20 protein-coding genes and 1 other annotated feature are annotated in these 19660 nt (G+C 53.4%); of the genes, 11 read left to right on the top strand and 9 right to left on the bottom strand.

The window, feature by feature from the left end; all coding sequences use genetic code 11:
• Positions 1 to 3 precede the first annotated feature (3 nt).
• The 7 genes from rfbA (at position 4) to ACQUTI_RS05430 (ending at position 8721) form a co-directional block, all read left to right on the top strand.
• A complete protein-coding gene (rfbA, locus tag ACQUTI_RS05460; RefSeq protein ID WP_053810159.1) occupies positions 4 to 873 on the top strand; it encodes a glucose-1-phosphate thymidylyltransferase RfbA in 870 nt (289 codons plus the stop codon).
• Positions 874 to 904: 31 nt separating this feature from the next.
• Positions 905 to 1795 carry a dTDP-4-dehydrorhamnose reductase gene (rfbD, locus tag ACQUTI_RS05455; protein WP_049004239.1) on the top strand — a complete coding sequence of 297 codons (891 nt, stop codon included), beginning with the start codon at positions 905 to 907 and terminating at the stop codon, positions 1793 to 1795.
• 14 nt (positions 1796 to 1809) lie between these two features.
• Positions 1810 to 2364, top strand: a complete 555-nt coding sequence (gene rfbC / locus ACQUTI_RS05450; RefSeq protein ID WP_049004240.1) for a dTDP-4-dehydrorhamnose 3,5-epimerase — start codon at positions 1810 to 1812, stop codon at positions 2362 to 2364.
• Between the two features lie 90 nt (positions 2365 to 2454).
• Entirely contained in the window at positions 2455 to 3285 is an 831-nt protein-coding gene (locus ACQUTI_RS05445) for a glycosyltransferase (protein ID WP_023318681.1), read from the top strand.
• Positions 3286 to 3314: 29 nt separating this feature from the next.
• A complete protein-coding gene (locus ACQUTI_RS05440; protein WP_023318680.1) occupies positions 3315 to 4148 on the top strand; it encodes an ABC transporter permease in 834 nt (277 codons plus the stop codon).
• Positions 4138 to 5460 carry an ABC transporter ATP-binding protein gene (locus tag ACQUTI_RS05435; RefSeq protein ID WP_023318679.1) on the top strand — a complete coding sequence of 441 codons (1323 nt, stop codon included), beginning with the start codon at positions 4138 to 4140 and terminating at the stop codon, positions 5458 to 5460. Before ACQUTI_RS05440 ends, ACQUTI_RS05435 begins: the two co-directional genes overlap by 11 nt.
• A 3-nt stretch (positions 5461 to 5463) precedes the next feature.
• The gene (locus tag ACQUTI_RS05430; RefSeq protein WP_254465433.1) at positions 5464 to 8721 is read left to right on the top strand and encodes a GT99 family glycosyltransferase N-terminal domain-containing protein; all 3258 of its coding nucleotides are present in this window, start codon (positions 5464 to 5466) and stop codon (positions 8719 to 8721) included.
• 75 nt (positions 8722 to 8796) lie between these two features.
• Here the strand turns inward: ACQUTI_RS05430 and hisIE are convergent, their stop codons facing one another.
• The 9 genes from hisIE to hisL form a co-directional block, all read right to left on the bottom strand.
• Positions 8797 to 9396 carry a bifunctional phosphoribosyl-AMP cyclohydrolase/phosphoribosyl-ATP diphosphatase HisIE gene (gene hisIE, locus ACQUTI_RS05425; RefSeq protein ID WP_023318677.1) on the bottom strand — a complete coding sequence of 200 codons (600 nt, stop codon included), beginning with the start codon at positions 9394 to 9396 and terminating at the stop codon, positions 8797 to 8799.
• A complete protein-coding gene (hisF, locus tag ACQUTI_RS05420; protein ID WP_017899707.1) occupies positions 9390 to 10166 on the bottom strand; it encodes an imidazole glycerol phosphate synthase subunit HisF in 777 nt (258 codons plus the stop codon). The genes hisIE and hisF overlap by 7 nt, the downstream gene beginning before the upstream one ends.
• Positions 10148 to 10885, bottom strand: coding sequence for a 1-(5-phosphoribosyl)-5-[(5-phosphoribosylamino)methylideneamino]imidazole-4-carboxamide isomerase (gene hisA, locus ACQUTI_RS05415; protein ID WP_004200373.1), 738 nt, complete (start codon positions 10883 to 10885; stop codon positions 10148 to 10150). Before hisA ends, hisF begins: the two co-directional genes overlap by 19 nt.
• Entirely contained in the window at positions 10885 to 11475 is a 591-nt protein-coding gene (hisH, locus tag ACQUTI_RS05410; RefSeq protein WP_002912227.1) for an imidazole glycerol phosphate synthase subunit HisH, read from the bottom strand. The genes hisA and hisH overlap by 1 nt, the downstream gene beginning before the upstream one ends.
• A complete protein-coding gene (gene hisB / locus ACQUTI_RS05405) occupies positions 11475 to 12542 on the bottom strand; it encodes a bifunctional histidinol-phosphatase/imidazoleglycerol-phosphate dehydratase HisB (RefSeq protein WP_043520635.1) in 1068 nt (355 codons plus the stop codon). Before hisB ends, hisH begins: the two co-directional genes overlap by 1 nt.
• On the bottom strand, positions 12539 to 13600 hold the full coding sequence (gene hisC, locus ACQUTI_RS05400; RefSeq protein WP_064183786.1) for a histidinol-phosphate transaminase: 1062 nt from the start codon (positions 13598 to 13600) through the stop codon (positions 12539 to 12541). Before hisC ends, hisB begins: the two co-directional genes overlap by 4 nt.
• Positions 13597 to 14901, bottom strand: a complete 1305-nt coding sequence (hisD, locus tag ACQUTI_RS05395; RefSeq protein WP_049004244.1) for a histidinol dehydrogenase — start codon at positions 14899 to 14901, stop codon at positions 13597 to 13599. Before hisD ends, hisC begins: the two co-directional genes overlap by 4 nt.
• A gap of 39 nt (positions 14902 to 14940) precedes the next feature.
• Positions 14941 to 15840 carry an ATP phosphoribosyltransferase gene (gene hisG, locus ACQUTI_RS05390; RefSeq protein ID WP_002912152.1) on the bottom strand — a complete coding sequence of 300 codons (900 nt, stop codon included), beginning with the start codon at positions 15838 to 15840 and terminating at the stop codon, positions 14941 to 14943.
• Positions 15841 to 15887: 47 nt separating this feature from the next.
• Positions 15888 to 16010 (bottom strand) — a sequence feature (His leader region).
• Positions 15986 to 16036 carry a his operon leader peptide gene (gene hisL / locus ACQUTI_RS05385; RefSeq protein WP_004899375.1) on the bottom strand — a complete coding sequence of 17 codons (51 nt, stop codon included), beginning with the start codon at positions 16034 to 16036 and terminating at the stop codon, positions 15986 to 15988. (Overlaps the previous feature by 25 nt.)
• A gap of 175 nt (positions 16037 to 16211) precedes the next feature.
• On the opposite strand from hisL, the gene ACQUTI_RS05380 reads away from it, so the two are divergent.
• From ACQUTI_RS05380 to plaP, 4 genes are all read left to right on the top strand, one after another.
• The gene (locus tag ACQUTI_RS05380) at positions 16212 to 17036 is read left to right on the top strand and encodes an SDR family oxidoreductase (protein ID WP_004203585.1); all 825 of its coding nucleotides are present in this window, start codon (positions 16212 to 16214) and stop codon (positions 17034 to 17036) included.
• 38 nt (positions 17037 to 17074) lie between these two features.
• Positions 17075 to 17965, top strand: a complete 891-nt coding sequence (locus ACQUTI_RS05375) for a LysR family transcriptional regulator (protein WP_017899703.1) — start codon at positions 17075 to 17077, stop codon at positions 17963 to 17965.
• A 237-nt stretch (positions 17966 to 18202) separates the two neighbouring features.
• Positions 18203 to 18265, top strand: a complete 63-nt coding sequence (gene yoeI, locus ACQUTI_RS05370) for a membrane protein YoeI (RefSeq protein WP_096335043.1) — start codon at positions 18203 to 18205, stop codon at positions 18263 to 18265.
• Entirely contained in the window at positions 18255 to 19613 is a 1359-nt protein-coding gene (gene plaP / locus ACQUTI_RS05365) for a putrescine/proton symporter PlaP (protein ID WP_004148994.1), read from the top strand. The genes yoeI and plaP overlap by 11 nt, the downstream gene beginning before the upstream one ends.
• Positions 19614 to 19660: the final 47 nt, after the last annotated feature.

Raw genomic sequence — 19660 nt, 5'->3', positions numbered from 1 at the left:
AAGATGAAGGGCATTGTTCTGGCCGGCGGCTCCGGCACGCGTTTATATCCCATCACCCAGGGCGTCTCCAAGCAGCTGCTGCCTATCTACGACAAGCCGATGATTTTCTACCCGGTGTCTGTCCTGATGCTGGCGGGCATTCGCGATATCCTTATCATCTCCACGCATGACGACATGCCTTCCTTCCAGCGCCTGCTGGGTGACGGGTCGCAGTTCGGGGTGAACTTCAGCTACGCCATTCAGCCGTCGCCGGACGGTCTGGCGCAGGCCTTTATCATTGGCGAGAGGTTTATCGGCAACGATGCCTGCGCCCTGGTGCTGGGGGATAATATCTACTTTGGCCAGAGCTTCGGTAAAAAGCTGGAAGCAGCGGCGGCGAAGACCTCCGGTGCCACGGTGTTTGGTTACCAGGTGCTGGATCCGGAGCGCTTTGGCGTGGTGGAGTTTGACGAGCACTTTAAAGCGCTGTCAATTGAAGAGAAACCATTAAAGCCGAAATCAAATTGGGCCGTAACTGGTCTCTATTTCTACGACAATAACGTGGTGGAGATGGCGAAGGACGTTAAGCCTTCAGCACGCGGGGAACTCGAGATTACCACTCTCAACCAGATGTATCTGGAGCGCGGTGACCTGCATGTTGAACTCCTGGGGCGCGGCTTTGCCTGGCTGGATACAGGCACTCATGACAGCCTGATGGACGCATCACAGTTCATTCACACCATTGAGAAGCGTCAGGGGATGAAGGTCGCGTGCCTGGAAGAGATCGGTTACCGCAACAAATGGTTGTCGGCGGAAGGGGTGGCGGCTCAGGCCGAACGCCTGAAGAAAACCGAGTACGGTGCTTATCTCAAGCGCCTGCTGAACGAGCGTTAATGCCTTCTTCGTCAACGACAGGATACAGAGAATGAAGATTTTACTGATTGGCAAGAATGGCCAGGTGGGCTGGGAGCTGCAGCGTTCCCTGTCCACCCTCGGCGACGTGGTCGCGGTGGATTATTTTGATAAAGAGCTTTGCGGTGACCTGACGAACCTGGCAGGCATCGCGCAGACCGTGCGTACCGTCCGCCCGGATGTGGTGGTGAATGCCGCCGCGCACACGGCCGTGGACAAGGCAGAAAGCGAGCGGGAGCTCTCCGACCTGCTGAACGACAAAGGGGTGGCGGTGCTGGCGGCGGAGTCGGCGAAGCTCGGTGCCCTGATGGTGCACTATTCCACCGACTATGTGTTCGACGGCGCCGGCAGCCATTATCGCCGGGAAGATGAGGCAACCGGCCCGCTGAACGTCTACGGTGAAACCAAGCGTGCCGGTGAGCTGGCCCTGGAGCAGGGCAACCCGCGTCACCTGATTTTCCGTACCAGCTGGGTGTATGCCACCCGCGGCGCCAACTTTGCCAAAACCATGCTCCGCCTGGCGGGGGAGAAAGAGACCCTCACCATCATTGATGACCAGCATGGGGCGCCCACCGGCGCTGAGCTGCTGGCAGACTGCACGGCGACGGCAATCCGTGAAACGCTGCGTAATCCGGCGCTGGCCGGCACGTATCACCTGGTGGCCAGCGGTGAAACCAGCTGGTGCGACTATGCCCGCTATGTGTTTGAGGTGGCGAGAGCGCACGGTGCCGAGCTGGCGGTGCAGGAAGTGAAGGGCATTCCGACGACGGCCTATCCTACGCCGGCGAAGCGTCCGCTCAACTCGCGCCTGTCGAATGAAAAATTCCAGCAGGCATTCGGGGTGACTCTCCCGGACTGGCGTCAGGGTGTGGCTCGCGTGGTAACAGAAGTCCTGGGCAAATAAACGGTTAGCAAAAGATGAACATTATTAAAACAGATATTCCTGACGTGCTGATTTTTGAACCGCGCGTGTTTGGTGATGCGCGAGGCTTCTTCTTTGAGAGCTTCAGCAGCAAGGTGTTTAATGAGGCGGTGGGCCGTCAGGTGGAATTCGTCCAGGACAACCATTCCCAGTCCCAGAAAGGCGTATTGCGCGGGTTGCACTATCAGCTGGATCCGCACGCTCAGGGCAAGCTGGTCCGCTGTGTGGAAGGTGAGGTGTTTGACGTGGCAGTGGATATCCGTCGTTCATCGCCTACCTTTGGTAAATGGGTGGGCGCGGTGCTCAGCGCAGAGAATAAACGTCAGCTGTGGATCCCGGAAGGATTCGCCCACGGGTTTATGGCGCTGAGCGACACGGTGCAGTTTGTCTATAAAGCGACGAATTACTACGCGCCGCAGTCAGAACGGAGCATCATCTGGAACGATCCGGAGATAGGGATTAACTGGCCGGCGCTGAGCGACTGCGTGCTGTCGCTGTCGGAGAAAGACCTGCGGGCACATACTCTGGCCACTGCGGAAGTCTACGCTTAAGTATAAATATTCTTGTTCGATAATGGATATCACAAGTTACTATCAAAAATAATAATAAAAAATAATTTTTATCCTAAAGGTAATCGATTAATGAATTATAAAGCAATGAAGCCTAAAGTTATCGCTTCTATTGTATTATTTAATCATTCCTATGATGATATTAAAGATACGTTTCTCTCATTATGCCATGAAGAGAGCGTTGAAAAAATAATCTTCGTTGATAATGGTGGTTGTCAGTGGGCGGCATCATTGAATGAACCTAAGGTGAGCTATATCAAGTCTCCTTACAACTGTGGTTTTGGTGCTGGACATAATCTTGCAATAAAAGCAAGTGCAGACTTTGACGGTTATTTCTTGATATGTAATCCGGATATTAGCTTTGATAAGCAGTCACTTGATAAATTAGTTTCGTTTGCGTGGGAAAATGAGTATAGTTTTGTTTCCCCGCAAATAATATATAGAAATGGTGAGAGACAATATAGTTGCCGTCTACTACCTACTCCCGGTAATCTTTTTTTAAGACGTTTCTTTCCAGTGACTGCAATAAAGTACGATGTTAAATATGAACTGAAAGATGCAGCCTATGATGAGATATTTTCCCCACCAACGGTATCTGGCTGTTTCATGTTATTAAGTAATGTATTATTACAAAAACTTAACGGTTTTGATGAACGATACTTTATGTATCTGGAAGATGTAGATTTATGTCGCCGAGCATTACAGCTAACCAAAATATATTATTATCCTGGAACAACTATTGTCCATGCCTTTAATAAAGGTTCGTATAAAAGCAAATTATTACTTTGGTACCATATTCGCTCCGCAGTCTCCTATTTTAATAAATGGGGATGGTTTCTTGATCGTAAAAGACATGCGTATAATAAGCAAGCCATATATGAAATTCCCAAAAAAATAATTTAATATTATTTGCCATAAAATACGAGTTTAAAATGAAAAACCCTCATCAAAAACTTTCATCATCACCATTAGCAGTGGTGCGCAGTATTGCCACTCACTGGAGTATTATTCTGCAGATGGCTAAACGTGATGTTGTTGGAAGATATAAAGGTTCTGTGATGGGCCTGCTTTGGTCTTTTCTGAACCCTTTATTTATGTTAACAGTATATACTTTTGTCTTCTCCGTGGTATTCAAAGCCAGATGGTCAACTGGTGGGGATGAAAGCAGGACACAGTTTGCTATAATTTTATTTGTCGGAATGATAGTTCATGGTTTTTTAAGTGAAGTGGTAAATAAAGCACCGTTGATTATTTTGGGAAATACAAACTATGTGAAGAAAGTTATATTTCCATTGGAAACGCTGCCTGTTATCTCTTTATTTGCGGCATTATTTCATACTTGTATCAGCCTTTGTGTGTTACTGATGGCGTTTTTCATTTTTAATGGATATTTACATTGGACCATAGTATTTTTACCTGTGGTCTTTTTCCCTTTAATTATTTTTTGCCTTGGCATTTCGTGGATCTTAGCATCACTTGGCGTATTCCTAAGAGATGTAAGTCAAACTACGGTAATCATTACTACAGTATTAATGTTTTTATCACCGGTATTCTTCCCTATAAGCGCCTTGCCTGAAAAGTATCATATCTGGATCATGCTCAATCCATTAACCTTTATTATTGAACAAGCCCGAACGGTTCTTATTTGGGGTGGTATGCCTAATTTTATCGGTCTGTTTTTATATTCTTTGGGTGCCTTAGTCATAGCCTGGATGGGTTTTGCCTTCTTCCAGAAAACCAGGAAGGGATTTGCTGATGTCCTCTAATGAAATTGCCATTCAAGTTACAAACCTGAGTAAATGTTATCAGATATATGCGCGTCCAACTGATCGTCTAAAACAGTTTTTTGTGCCGAAACTTCAACAGGTGGTCCGCAGAGAGCGAAACTGCTATTTTCGTGAGTTTTGGGCCCTCGATGACGTTTCCTTCAGTATCAAAAAAGGGGAAACGGTAGGTATTATTGGACGAAATGGTGCCGGGAAGTCGACTTTGCTGCAGATTATCTGCGGCACACTAACCCCCTCCGCTGGAGATGTACGTGTTAATGGGCGTATTGCTGCATTACTTGAATTAGGTGCTGGGTTCAACCCGGAGTTTACCGGTCGTGAGAACGTTTATTTAAATGGTTCGGTATTAGGTTTAACCAAAGAGCAGATTGCGGCTAAGTTTGCTGAAATTGAAGAATTTGCAGATATCGGCCAGTTCATTGATCAACCCGTAAAAACATACTCTAGCGGTATGTATGTCCGTTTAGCCTTTGCCGTTCAAGCATGTGTTGAACCGGAAATTTTGATTGTTGATGAGGCGTTAGCTGTTGGCGATATTGGCTTCCAGTATAAATGCTATAAACGGATGGAAGCATTACGTGCGAAAGGTGTAACCATCATTATGGTAACTCATTCAACAGGCAGCATCCTTGAGTATGCTGATCGCTGCCTGGTGATGGAACACGGAAAACTAATCGGTGATACCAATGATGTTCTCGCTGCAGTTCTGGCCTATGAGAAAGGGATGATCCTGGCCAACGATAAACCAGAGCCTACAAAACTTGCAGAGAACCGCTCTTCTGAAACTTGCAGTTTGGAAGACCTCAAAAGCATTCAGTTACATACTGCTAATGAAGAAATTGGGGAAAAACGTTTTGGTACTGCGCGTGCTATTATTAAAAATCTTACCATCTACAAATCAGATGGTACGACTTTGACAGAGAAACCACTCATCAAATCAGGTGAAGAAGTTACATTTGATTTCACCATATTAGCTACCGAAGAGATTAAGGATGTTGCTCTTGGCCTTTCCATATCCAAAGCTCAGGGAGGGGATATTTGGGGAGATAGTAATATTGGCGCAGGTTCGCCAATTACACTTCGTCCAGGTAGTCAGCGTATCGTTTATAAAGCAACGCTGCCTATAAATTCGGGCGATTACCTAATACACTGCGGCCTCGCTATGGTTGGCAACGGTGCTCGAGAGGAGCTTGATCAACGTCGCCCGATGATGAAAATAAAGTTTTGGTCGGCCAGAGAGCTAGGCGGGGTCATTCATGCTCCGTTAAAAATCATTACAAATGGAGAGTAAAACATGTTTGCTGTTTTTCTTCCTCCATATCCGTTCAGAGGGGTGAAAGCCCCTTATTTATGGCTTTTTTTAAAGTATTTGCATTGTTCAAACGAAAAGATACTTTTTATCACAAGTCCTGATTATGTTGAAGTAATAAACGATGAAACACAACATTCCCGTTGGGAGTTTGATGCTGCCTCGATGGCATCTTTAGGATATTCTATTCCTGATGAACAAAGCCTTGCCAGACATGAATATCTGTACCTTGATCATGCTTTGTATGAAACCATGTTGGCTCAACATCATCATGACCCCATAAAATCATTTACCACATTTTTAACCGAATCTATTTCCGAGCTTGAAAATGAGTTGTTTTCTTTACTTACAAAGGAAATAATTCAACGCGTTGATGCTTTTGTCTCTATCTGCAACTGTCCATCGCTTGAAAAAGTCGCAAGAGCTTTAAATAAAGAGGTTATACACCTTGAGATCGGGCCATTGCGAGCCCCGATGTATCGCAATACAGCATATCTGGATTTCACCGGCGTTAATGGTAATACCGAGGCTCGGGCACGCTATGAATCTTGCCAGACGGAAATTAATATTACGTGCTCAATGAATGATTTGCATCGTTATTTTCTTGAAGCAATCTCATTACCTTCGTCAAGTGAAAACCAAGTTGCTGGGATTGTGTTACAGGTAGAAGACGATTCCAATATCATTGCTTACAGCCATAATTTTACGAATATATCTCTAATTTCTTATGTTCGTCAACAGCATTCTCTCGAGAATATATTAGTTCGGGCGCATCCCGGGAGTTTGTTTCGTTTACGAGATGACATATTTAGCATTGATGCATCGGCAAACAGCCTCGAATTTATTCAAAAATGTCATTCTATTTATACTATTAACTCAAGCGTTGGCTTAGAGGCGCTTTTATGCGAGAAAAAGACTAATATTCTCGGTGATTGTTCCTATGCTTTTGTCGCTGAGGAGGCCTCAGGTCCCAACAGAGTAAATGCCATGGCATTTTATCTGTTTGCTTATCTGGTGCCCTTTGAACTTATATTTAATCTGGAATATTTGCGATTCAGGTTGGACCATCCAGCAGAACTGGATATCGTACGTAAACACCTGCAATTTTATTCTAAAATGCCGGATGAGCGTGAAGAAAACAGCCATACGCTGTCAACATTAATAAACGAAGCGATTTCCAAAGATATCACCATGAGAACCATTTTAGAAAACTCATTAGCCGAGAATAACAAACAACTTGAAGATTTGAAAACGCAACTTGCTGCCGAGGTTACTGAGCGCGAAAAATTAGCTGCAGCGATTACCAAACTCCAGCAAACGGCAGACTTGGCAGCAAAAGACAGGGATATATTAGTTTCCGCCCTGGCAGTCAAACAAGATGAAGTAGATCGTATGCGCAGAAGTCTGTCGTGGAAGTTAACCATGCCAGTTCGTATGTCTGGTAGGATTTCCCGAGGTGAATTTAGCACTATAAAAGCAATGATGAGGGAATACACGACTTCCGGTAATAATGTTTTTTCTCGCTATATTTTATCGGGTGGACTTCTTTCAAAATCGAAATATAAAACGGCTATTCGTCTTCTATTGTCAGGAAACTGGTCAGGGATGGTTGATGGTTTTAAACGTGTTTTAAGCCGAGCTGCTATCGACTCTTCACCAGCTACGCCATTTGTCGATACTGGAACGGTAAGAATTCTTGCTACTCAGCATACCCTATTCGTTGCACATTTGATTGAAAAGAATCTGCTTGATTGCGGAATTAAGGGCCATGTCAGTACTGCTTATTCCGTTGAGCAGGATATGGGGCAGATGCACATTGTAGTTTGTCCGCAAATGTTCAAACAACTGCCCCGTAACTACATTGCTTTCCAGATGGAGCAGTCGGTCAACTCAAGATGGTTTACCGATGAGTATTTTTCTCGTCTCAATAATGCTGTTGCTATTTTTGATTATTCCTTGAAAAATATTGAATATTTACTGGATAAAGGCATTCCGTATCAGAAATTGTTTTATATGCCGATTTCCAGCTTTCCAGATTACCCAGCCCATTTAGCAGATAACGGTTATGTACTGGATGATCAGAAAGGTGATATACACGCAGATGTTCTATTCTATGGCGATCCAAACTGTGAGCGCCGCAAGGCCTATCTTCAGGAATTGAAGAAGCATTTTAATGTCACTGTCGCTTCGGAAGTTTTCGGTGATAAACTCACCAGAATGGTTAAGAATGCGAAAGTCGTCGTCAACATTCATTACTATGAAAATGCGTTGCTTGAAACCACACGTCTATATGAAACGATTTCGCTTGGGACGCCTGTAGTGAGTGAAAGCAGTTCAGATATTGTAGAGCATGAAGACCTACAGGATGTGATCGATTTTTGCCCCATCGGTGATATTCCGGCAATGGTCGAGAAAATTCAGAATTTGTTATCTGATAAAGAATATTACAACGAAAGAAAAGAAAAAATTAAGCACTTTACTAATGTAGATAATAAAAATAATTATTATCTGCGACGTTATCTGCTGTCGATTGATAAACTCAATTTTTCACAATACAAAAGTATTTTCTCATTTGAGCAATTTCAAACTGGAGATGTCCCACGCCTTTGTTTATCATTGTCTGAAACACCCGTCCGCCGGAAAGCTTTTTTCGCTAGTCCATCCCATGGATTCCAATTTTTCGAGGGGATCCGTTATCGCATTGGTTGGATTGGTTGTGGCATGAGCTATAAATATATGCTTTCAGGCATGCTGGCCAGTAAGGCGGAAATGGGGATTATCTGTGAAGATGATGTTATTTTCCCGGTTGATTATGATAATAAATTAAATAAAATTATTAACCATCTACAGAGTACTGAGGCTAAATGGCATATTTTTGCTGGCATAATTGCACATCTGCATGAGGACACGAAGGTACTGGATGTTAAGGTAATGGATGGTATTGAGTATATCTACATTGACAAAATGACTAGTATGGTTATGAATATTTATTCTCGCCGTGGTATGGATCTTATTAGCCAGTGGGATGAGAAAAATATTGATGCCGAAACCAATACTATTGACCGCTATGTTGAATCAGCTCAAGATCTGGTCGTCGTGACTACATTACCTTTCCTTGTAGGATACGCAGAAGAGCAACAGTCAACATTATGGGGTTTTGAGAACTCTCAATATACATCGTTAATAAAAGCCAGTGAAAAACTGTTAGCTGAAAAGGTTGCAGAATTTAAAAAGAATCGCTAAAAAATTCGACCTGAAAATATAAAGGCCGGTTGCTGAACTTTTCAGCTTCCGGCCTTTTTTCTTTCATCCTGCAGATTATTTATGCCGACTCTTAAGGTTGGCAATAATATCTTGTAATGAAAGCCCCTGGTCCTGCAGCAGCACCAGCAGGTGATACATCAGGTCCGACGCCTCATTCTTCAGCTCGAAGCGGTCGTTCACCGTGGCGGCCAGCGCGGTCTCTACGCCTTCTTCTCCCACTTTCTGCGCGATGCGCTTGGTGCCGCTGGCATACAGCTTCGCCGTGTAGGAGCTCTCCGGGTCGGCGTGCTTACGCTCGGCCAGCAGCTGCTCCAGCTGATACAGGAACAGCCACTGGTGCCCGGCGTCGCCGAAGCAGCTGGTGGTGCCTTTGTGGCAGGTCGGCCCGATCGGGTTCACCAGCACCAGCAGCGTATCGTTGTCGCAGTCCGGTGTGATGCTCACCACGTTGAGGACATTGCCCGAGGTTTCACCCTTGGTCCACAGCCGCTGTTTGGTGCGTGAGTAAAAGGTGACCTTGCCGGTGGCTTCGGTTTTCTCCAGCGCGTCCTTATTCATGTAGCCCAGCATCAGCACTTCGCCGGATACGGCGTGCTGCACGATGGCCGGCATCATGCCGTCCGTTTTTTCCCAGTCCAGCTGTTCAGTCAACATACCCTTATCTCCACGCCCTGTGCCGCCAGGTACGCTTTCAGTTCGCCAATATTAATAATCTGTTTGTGGAATACCGAGGCCGCCAGCGCGCCGTCAACGTCGGCGTCGCGGAAGGCTTCGAGGAAGTGTTCCATGGTGCCTGCGCCGCCGGAGGCGATCAGCGGCACATGGCACACCGCGCGGACCTTCGCCAGCTGCTGCAGGTCGTAGCCGTTGCGCACCCCGTCCTGGTTCATCATATTGAGGACGATCTCGCCCGCGCCACGCTTCTGCACTTCCTCCACCCAGTCGAGGGTTTCCCACTGCGTCACCCGGGTGCGGCTCTCGTCGCCGGTGTACTGATTAACGTGATACTTGCCGGTCTGTGCATCAAACCAGGTATCAATCCCCACCACGATGCACTGCACGCCAAAGCGGTCGGCAAGGCGGGTGATCAGCGTCGGGTCGGCGAGAGCAGGGGAGTTAATCGAGATCTTATCGGCGCCGAAGGAGAGGATCTGCGCCGCGTCTTCCAGCGACTTGATCCCGCCCGCCACGCAGAAAGGAATATCGATTACTTCCGCCACCCGCGACACCCAGCTCTTGTCGACCACCCGGCCGTCGCTGGAGGCGGTGATATCATAGAACACCAGCTCGTCGGCGCCTTCGTCGGCATAGCGCTTAGCCAGCGGGACGATATCGCCGATGATCTCGTGATTACGGAACTGCACGCCTTTCACTACCTGACCGTCGCGGACGTCGAGGCAGGGGATTATCCGTTTTGCCAGCATTGAATGGCCTCCGTTACGTTGAATTTGCCTTCCAGCAGCGCGCGACCGACAATCACGCCGCGCACCCCGGTGCCGCGCAGGGCGGCAATATCATTGAGATCGCCGATGCCGCCGGACGACTGAAACGCCACCTGCGGGTAGCGGGCGCAGACTTCCTCGTACAGCGAGACGTTGGAGCCCGCCAGCGTGCCGTCGCGGGAGATATCGGTGCACAGCACATGCTGCAGGCCGACCGGCAGATAGCTCTCCACCAGCTCCTCCAGGGTCACGCCGGAGTTTTCCTGCCAGCCGCTGACCGCCACCTGCTTATTGCCGTCGGCGTCGATACGCACGTCGAGGGCCAGCACCAGCCGCTCAGGGCCAAAGCGTTTAAACCAGCCTTTCACTTCCTCCGGGGATTTCACCGCAGTGGAGCCGACCACCACGCGGGCGACGCCGGCTTCAAGCAGGGCCGCGACATCCGCCTCGGTCCGCACGCCGCCGCCGACCTGCACCGGGACGTCAACGCCGGCGACCAGCGATTTCAGCAGCGGGATCTGGCGCTTCGCCGGATCCTTCGCCCCGGTCAGGTCGACCAGGTGCAGGACTTCCGCTCCCTGAGCGGCATAGGACTGCAGGCGCGGCAGCGGATCGCTGCCATAGTCGCGCTGCTGGCCGTAATCGCCCTGGTGGAGACGAACGACGGTGCCGTCGATTAAATCTAAAGCAGGAATAATCATCACATCTCCAGAAAGTTTTTCAGCAGCTGCGCCCCGGCGCTCCCGGAGCGCTCCGGGTGGAACTGCACGCCAAAGAAGTTATCTTTCTGCACCGCGGCGGTAAACGCCTCGCCGTAATTGCACTGGGCGATGGTGTACGGGTTGACCGGCATGGCGTAGCTGTGCACGAAGTAGAAGTAAGCCCCTTCTTCAATGCCGCGGAACAGACGATCGCCTGCTTTGGCATACACCCGGTTCCAGCCCATGTGCGGCAGCGGCAGGCCGTGGTCGGTCATCTTCGGCACCTCTTCCTCGATAATGCCCAGCAGATCGACGCCGTTGTTCTCTTCACTGCGCTTGCCGAGCAGCTGCATACCCAGGCAAATCCCCAGCACCGGCTGGGTACAGGCTTTGATCAGGTCGATCAGCTCGCGGTCGCGCAGCTGGTCCATCGCCGCCTGGGCGGTGCCGACGCCGGGAAGAAACAGTTTATCGGCACGCAATACCACCTCCGGGTCGCGGCTAACCACCGGCTCATAGCCGTGGCGGCCAATCGCCGATTTCACCGAATTGAGGTTGGCGCACCCGGTATCAAGGATCACCACATTCATTACAGCACCCCTTTGGAAGACGGCAGGGCATCGCCCTGGACGCGGATCGCCTGGCGCAGCGTACGGCCAAAGGCTTTGAACAGGCTTTCCACGCGGTGGTGATCGTTCTTGCCCTTGGTTTTCAGGTGCAGCGTCACCGCCATGGTGTAAGAGAGCGAGCGGAAGAAGTGTTCCACCATCTCGGTGCTCAGATCGCCGACGCGCTGATAGGTGAAGTCCGCCTTATACTCCAGGTGCGGACGGCCGGAGATATCCAGCGCGCAGCGGGCGAGACACTCGTCCATCGGCAGCACGAAGCCGAAACGGTTGATGCCGCGCTTGTCGCCAAGCGCCAGCTTCAGTGCTTCGCCGAGGGCCAGGCCGGTATCTTCCACCGTGTGGTGATCGTCGATGTACAGATCGCCGCCGACGTTGACCTCCATGCGGAAGCCGCCATGGGTGGCGATTTGGTCGAGCATATGGTCAAAAAAGCCGACGCCGGTGTGGATCTTGCTGCCGCCTTCGCGGTCCAGCCACACTTTCACATCCACCTGGGTCTCTTTGGTGATGCGCTCGACGTGGGCATAGCGGTCGCGGCGGGTCAGCTGTTCGCAGATGGTCGGCCAGTTCAGCGTCTCGCGGTCATAGCGCAGACCGATAATCCCCATGTTATCCGCCAGCTCAAGGTCGGTGGCCCGGTCGCCAATCACATAGCTGTGGGCTTTATCCAGTACGCCCTCTTCCAGCCACGGCAGCACCAGCTGGGTTTTCGGCTTGCGGCAGTCGCAGTTGTCGCCCGGGAAGTGCGGACAAATCAGCACTTCTTCAAAGTTAACGCCCTGCGAGGCGAAGATCTGCATCATCAGGTTGTGCGGGCCATCAAACGCCTCCTGCGGCAGGCTGTCGGTGCCCAGACCATCCTGGTTGGTGATCATCACCAGCTTATAGCCTTCCTGCTGCAGCTTCAGCAGCGCCGGGATCACCTGCGGCTCAAACGCCAGCTTGTCGAAACGGTCCACCTGGAAATCCACCGGCGGTTCGGAAATCAGGGTGCCGTCACGGTCAATAAAGAGATACTTCTGGGTCATACATTCTCCGCAGTCAAGGCGTCAATCACGCGCTGGCTCTCGGCACGGGTACCGATAGTGATACGCAAACAGCCGCTCAATGAAGGTTGTTTATTCTGGTCACGTAAGATAATGCCCTGATCCCACAAAGATTTAAACACTGCGCTGGAGGCGGTTATCCGCGCCAGGACGTAGTTGGTTTCGGAATCGAAGACCTGTTCCACGCAAGCGATGCCGCGCAGCTGTTCCACCAGGTAGCGGCGCTCGTCGAGGATCTGCGCCACGCGCTGACGCATCGCGGCGATCCCTTCCGCGCTCAGCGCCTGGGCGGCGATATCGGCCACCGGCGTGGAGAGCGGGTACGGGGCGATCACTTTCAGCAGCACGTTAATCACCTCGGCGTTGGCGAGTGTGAAGCCGCAGCGCAGGCCGGCGAGGGCGAAGGCTTTGGACAGCGTGCGCAGCACCACCAGGTGCGGGTAGTCGCTGAGCCAGCCGGCGAGCGTCGCCTGCGGGCAGAATTCAATATAGGCTTCGTCGGCTACCACGATAGCTTTGCCGCGGGTCATCTCCAGCAGGTCGCGCATCGACTGCGGGTCGATAATCTGCCCGGTCGGGTTGTTCGGGCTGCAGACGAAGACCACCTTCACCCCGCCCAGCTGCGCCTCGATGCCCGGCAGGTCGAGCTGCCAGTCGGCCAGCGTCGGCACGGTGCGGCACTCGACGCCGATGGTCTCGGCGCTGACGCTGTACATGCCGTAGGTCGGCGGGCAGTAGAGCACGGCGTCTTCGCCTGGCTCGCAGAAGGCGCGGATCAGCAGCTCAATGCCTTCGTCGGCGCCGCGGCTGACCAGCACCTGCTCCGGTTTAACCTCGGCGTAGCGGGCGTAGCTCTCAATCACCGCCTTCGGCTGCGGCTCCGGATAGCGGTTCAGCGTCTGCTCGGTCAGCTGGAAGGCCACGGCGGTGGGGAATTCGTTAGCGTTCAGCCAGACATCGCCTTTCCCGCCCAGGCGGCGAGCGGATTGATACGGGGTCAGCGCGCGAACGTTGGCGCGGGCTAAATCTTCAATGCTCATGCTTGCTCCTTCAGGGCGGCAACGCGCAGCGTTACGGCGTTTTTGTGGGCGTCAAGGCGCTCGGCGGCGGCCAGAATCTCAATCGTCGAGGCGAGGGCGGCAAAGCCGTCGCGCGACAGCTCCTGCACGGTCATCCGTTTCTGGAAGTCGGCCAGGCCGAGGCTCGAGCAGGTGGCGGTATAGCCATAGGTCGGCAGGACGTGGTTGGTGCCCGAGGCATAGTCGCCCGCGGATTCCGGCGACCAGTCGCCAAGGAAAACCGAGCCGGCGCTGGTGATGCTGTCCACCAGCTCACGGGCCTGGCGGGTCTGAATGATCAGGTGCTCCGGACCGTACTGGTTGGAGATGGCCACGCACTGCGTCAGGTCGCGGGCCACGATGATCCGGCTGGCGGAGAGCGCCACGCGGGCGGTTTCGGCGCGCGGCAGGGCTGCCAGCTGGCGCTCCACGGCCTCGGCGACGCGGTTGCCCATCCCGGCGTCCGGGGTCAGGAGGATCACCTGCGAGTCCGGGCCGTGTTCCGCCTGCGACAGCAGGTCGGAGGCGACAAAGTCCGGATTGGCGCCGCTGTCGGCGATCACCAGCACTTCCGACGGGCCGGCCGGCATGTCGATGGCCGCGCCGTCCAGACGCTGGCTGACCTGGCGTTTGGCCTCCGTGACGTAAGCGTTACCCGGGCCAAAGATTTTATCCACCTTCGGCACCGACTCGGTTCCGAGGGCGAGGGCGGCGATGGCCTGCGCGCCGCCGACGTTAAAGATGGTTTTCACGCCGCACAGCTGCGCGGCGTAGAGGATCTCATCGGCGATCGGCGGCGGCGAGCAGAGCACCACCTGCTGACAGCCGGCGATGCGCGCCGGCGTCGCCAGCATCAGCACCGTGGAGAACAGCGGCGCCGAGCCGCCCGGAATATACAGCCCGACGGAGGCGATAGGGCGGGTCACTTGCTGGCAGCGCACCCCCGGCAGCGTTTCGACATCCACCGCCTGCAGCTTTTGCGCGTTGTGGAAGGTCTCGATGTTTTGCACCGCCACCGCCATCGCCTGCTTCAGCTCGTCGCTGAGGCGCTCGCCGGCGGCGGCGATCTCCGCCTCGCTCACCTGCAGCGCGGCGACGGTGGTTTTATCAAACTTCGCGCTGTATTCGCGCAGCGCCGCATCGCCATTGGCTTTGACGTTATCGAGGATCTCCGCCACCGTTTTACTGATGCTGTCGGAGGCGGAAATCGCCGGGCGCGTTAAGAGTTGTCGCTGTTGGTCAGCGCTACAGCCGTTCCAGTCGATGATTGTGTTGAAGCTCATGATTGTTTTCCCCTGTGTGTCCCGTGACCGGCTGGCCGATTACTCCATCATCTTCTCAATCGGCAGCACCAGAATGGAGCTGGCGCCCAGCGCCTTCAGTTTTTCCATGGTCTCCCAGAACAGGGTTTCGCTGCTGACCATGTGCATCGCCACGCGCTGCTTGTCGCCTGCCAGCGGCAGAATGGTCGGACGCTCGGCGCCCGGCAGCAGGGCAACCACTTCCTCAAGGCGTTCGGTCGGGGCGTGCATCATGATGTATTTCGACTCGCGGGCCTGGATCACGCCCTGAATACGGGTCAGCAGGCGGTCAATCAGCTGCTGTTTGGCGTCGGCCATTTCGCCGTCGCGCTGGATCAGGCAGGCTTTGGAGCGGTAGATCACTTCCACTTCGCGCAGGCCGTTGGCTTCCAGGGTGGCGCCGGTGGAGACGAGGTCGCAAATGGCGTCGGCGAGGCCGGCGCGCGGCGCCACTTCCACGGAGCCGTTCAGCAGACAGGATTTAAAGGAGATACCTTTTTGATCGAGGTAGCGCTTCAGCAGGTGCGGGTAAGAGGTGGCGATACGTTTGCCGTCCAGCGCCGCCGGGCCGTTCCAGGCTTCATCCACCGGGGTCGCCAGCGACAGGCGGCAGCCGCCGAAGTCGAGACGGCGCAGGGTGAAATAGCGCGGGTCTTCGCCCTGGGCGCGGCGGCTGAGCAGCTCTTCTTCCAGCACGTTTTCGCCGATAATGCCGAGGTCGACAACACCGTCCATCACCAGGCCCGGGATATCGTCATCACGCACGCGCAGAATGTCGATTGGCATATTTTCCGCCAGCGCAATCAGACGCTGGGTGTGCAAATTGACTTTAATGCCGCAGCGGCTGAGTAATTCGCGTGAATCTTCGCTTAAACGGCCTGATTTCTGAATAGCTATGCGTAAACGGGTGTTGTCTAACATTGTTCTTTTCCTCTGAATACCTGTCTGAATCTGTCCGAATTTGGTCCAAAAAAAAGCCCCCGGAAGTGAATCTTCCGGGGGCTCTCTGCGCGTTCATGCACCACTGGAAGATCCAAATGTCTTCCAGCACACATCGCCTGAAAGACTAGTCAGGATGATGGTGATGATGGTGGTGTTTAAATTGAACGCGGTTCATAAAATTCTCTGTGAATGACTATGCATTTGATGTCCTTTAACCTAAACCACTTCCGCCGCAGAAAGCAAGGGCTTTTTTCTATCATTAATTCATTTCACATTGAGCGAAGAAATTGTCAGTTGCCGCTGGCTGGCGTAGCCTGTAATCAGCACAGCGAAAGAGTCAGGAGCCTGGGATGAAAAAGGTCGCGATAGTCGGTTTGGGATGGCTGGGGATGCCGCTGGCGCTGTCGTTGACGGCGCGAGGCTGGCAGGTCACCGGCAGTAAAACCACGCAGGATGGCGTGGAGGCGGCGCGGATGTGCGGGATCGACAGCTATCCGCTGCGCCTGGAGCCGCAGCTGGTCTGTGATACCGAGGACCTCGACGCGCTGATGAACGTCGATGCGCTGGTGATCACGCTGCCGGCCCGGCGGACCGGCGCGGGGGAAGGGTTTTATCTGCAGGCGGTGCAGGAGATCGTCGATACCGCGCTGGCGTACCATATTCCGCGGATCGTCTTCACCAGCTCCACCTCGGTGTATGGCAACGTCAACGGCACGGTGAAAGAGAACTCCCCGCGACTGCCGGAGACCGCCAGCGGGCAGGTGCTCAAGGAGCTGGAAGACTGGCTGCACAACCTGCCGGGGACGTCGGTGGATATTCTGCGCCTGGCCGGGCTGGTGGGGCCGTCCCGTCATCCGGGACGTTTTTTCGCCGGCAAGTCGGCGCCGGATGGCCAGCATGTGGTCAATCTGGTGCATTTGCAGGATGTGGTGGCCGCCATCGAACTGCTGCTGCAGGCTCCGAAGGGCGGGCACATCTATAATCTATGTGCGCCCCGCCATCCGGCACGCGGCCTCTTTTATCCGCAGATGGCCCGCGAGCTGGGGCTGCCGCCGCCGGTGTTCAGTGACAGCCCGGACGGTGGCCAGGGCAAGATTGTGGATGGCAATCGAATCTGCAATGAGCTGGGATTTGAGTACCAGTACCCCGATCCGCTGGTGATGCCGATGGAGTGATGCGCCAGCGGTGATTCGCATACCGTAAGGGGGTAGCGATGAAACCACTGCTGGATGTCCTCGTGATCCTCGACGCACTGGAAAAAGAGGGGAGCTTTGCCGCGGCGTCGGCAAGGCTCTTTAAAACGCCCTCGGCGCTGAGCTACACCATTCACCGGCTGGAAAGCGATCTCAATATTCAGCTGCTCGACCGCAGCGGTCACCGCGCGCGCTTTACCCCCACCGGACAGATGCTGCTGGAGAAAGGACGGGAAGTGCTGCATATTGCCCGCGAACTGGAGATCCGGGCGGTTAAGCTGCAGCAGGGGTGGGAGCATACCCTCCGCCTGGCGGTGGACAGCACTTTTCCCGTGGCGCAACTCTCGCCGCTGATCGCCGCATTTTATCAACAGCAGCCGCTGACCCGGCTGCACTTCACGCTGAACCCCTCGCTGCTGGACTGGCGGCCGCTGACTGAAGGGCAGGCCGATCTCCTGCTGGGGGCGCTCGGCGAGCCGCCGCCGCTGAGCGGCTATGATTATCTTCCCCTTGGCGAGCTGGATCTGGAGCTGGTGGTCTCCCCGCAGCATCCTCTGGCGGAGCGTCGCGCCCCGTTGAGCTGGCGAACTCTGCGCCGTTACCGCGCGGTCGCCACCGGCGAGGGCGGGGCGCTGCTCGGCGATCAGGAGACCCTGACGGTATGTGACGTTACGGCGCAGCTGGCGCTGCTGCGCATGGGGCTGGGGTGGGGCTGCCTGCCGCGTTACCAGGTGCAGGGGCTGCTGGAGAGCGGCGAACTGGTCAGCTTGACCGTGCGCGGGCAGTCGCCTCGTCAGCACGCGTGGATCGGCTGGAATGACGCTACCTGCGGTTTGGCTGGCAAATGGTGGCGGGAAACGCTATTAGCAAATAGTGCTATTTTTACAATTTATCATATGGAAACCGTATAGATATTAGCACGTTAAAAAATATGCTTACGCAATGAACTTCATAACATCTTGTCAACGCCGTTGAATTTGTTGCAAAATATGCGGCCTGAAAACCAGAGACTAGCCGACGCTTTTTTTTAAAGTGTCGGTTATTTTTTTGGTCGAAAGACACATCATTCAATACCAAGAGGCCGGGCTTCGTACCGGATAGATATTTACTAAAAACCGACAGTCGTTGTCGCTGAGGAATAGAAAGAAATGGGGCAATTTTTTGCTTACGCGCTGGCGTTCACCGTAAAAGGGGATAACTATGTCGCATAACGCTACTCCAAATACCTCTCGCGTGGAATTACGTAAAACGCTTACGTTAGTTCCGGTTGTAATGATGGGCCTGGCCTATATGCAGCCGATGACGCTGTTCGATACGTTTGGTATCGTCTCTGGTATGACCGACGGTCACGTGCCGACGGCCTACGCCTTTGCGTTAATCGCTATCCTGTTTACTGCCCTGAGCTATGGCAAGCTGGTACGTCGTTACCCGTCCGCCGGCTCGGCGTATACCTATGCGCAGAAATCCATCAGCCCGACCGTTGGCTTTATGGTGGGTTGGTCCTCGCTGCTCGACTACCTGTTCGCGCCGATGATCAACATTCTGCTGGCGAAAATCTATTTTGAAGCGCTGGTGCCTTCGATTCCGTCGTGGGTGTTTGTTATCGCGCTGGTCGCCTTTATGACCGCCTTTAACTTGCGCAGCATTAAATCCGTAGCCAACTTCAACACCGTGATCGTGGTGCTGCAGGTGGTGCTGATTGCCGTCATTCTCGGCATGGTGATTTATGGCGTGTTTGAAGGCGAAGGCGCCGGTACGCTGGCCAGCAGCCGTCCGTTCTGGTCCGGTGACGCGCACGTGATCCCGATGATTACCGGGGCGACGATCCTGTGCTTCTCGTTTACCGGCTTCGACGGCATCAGCAACCTGTCTGAAGAGACCAAAGATGCAGAGCGCGTCATTCCGCGCGCGATCTTCCTGACCGCGCTGATCGGCGGCCTGATCTTCATCTTTGCCACCTACTTCCTGCAGCTGTACTTCCCGGATATCTCGCGCTTTAAAGATCCGGATGCGTCACAGCCGGAAATTATGCTCTACGTGGCAGGTAAAGCCTTCCAGGTGGGCGCGCTGATCTTCTCCACCATCACCGTACTGGCTTCCGGTATGGCGGCGCACGCTGGCGTGGCGCGTCTGATGTACGTGATGGGTCGTGACGGCGTGTTCCCGAAAAGCTTCTTCGGCTACGTCCACCCGACCTGGCGCACTCCGGCGATGAACATCATCCTGGTCGGCGCTATTGCCCTGCTGGCGATTAACTTCGACCTGGTGATGGCGACGGCGCTGATTAACTTTGGTGCGCTGGTGGCGTTTACTTTCGTTAACCTGTCGGTAATTTCGCAGTTCTGGATCCGTGAGAAACGCAACAAGACGCTGAAAGACCACTTCCAGTATCTGTTCCTGCCGATGTGCGGCGCCCTGACCGTCGGCGCGCTGTGGGTCAACCTGGAAGAGAGCTCGATGATTCTGGGCCTGATCTGGGCCGGTATCGGTCTGGTCTATCTGGCCTGCGTGACCAAAAGCTTCCGCAACCCCGTGCCGCAGTACGAAGACGTGGCGTAAGGCGTAGCGTGATGTGATTGAGAAAAGCCGGAGGGAAACCTCCGGCT

This window comes from Klebsiella sp. 7-CIP_Kleb. (genome assembly GCF_050378655.1).
In the GTDB taxonomy this organism is placed as follows: domain Bacteria; phylum Pseudomonadota; class Gammaproteobacteria; order Enterobacterales; family Enterobacteriaceae; genus Klebsiella; species Klebsiella quasipneumoniae.
This window is presented reverse-complemented; position numbering and strand designations above follow the sequence as displayed.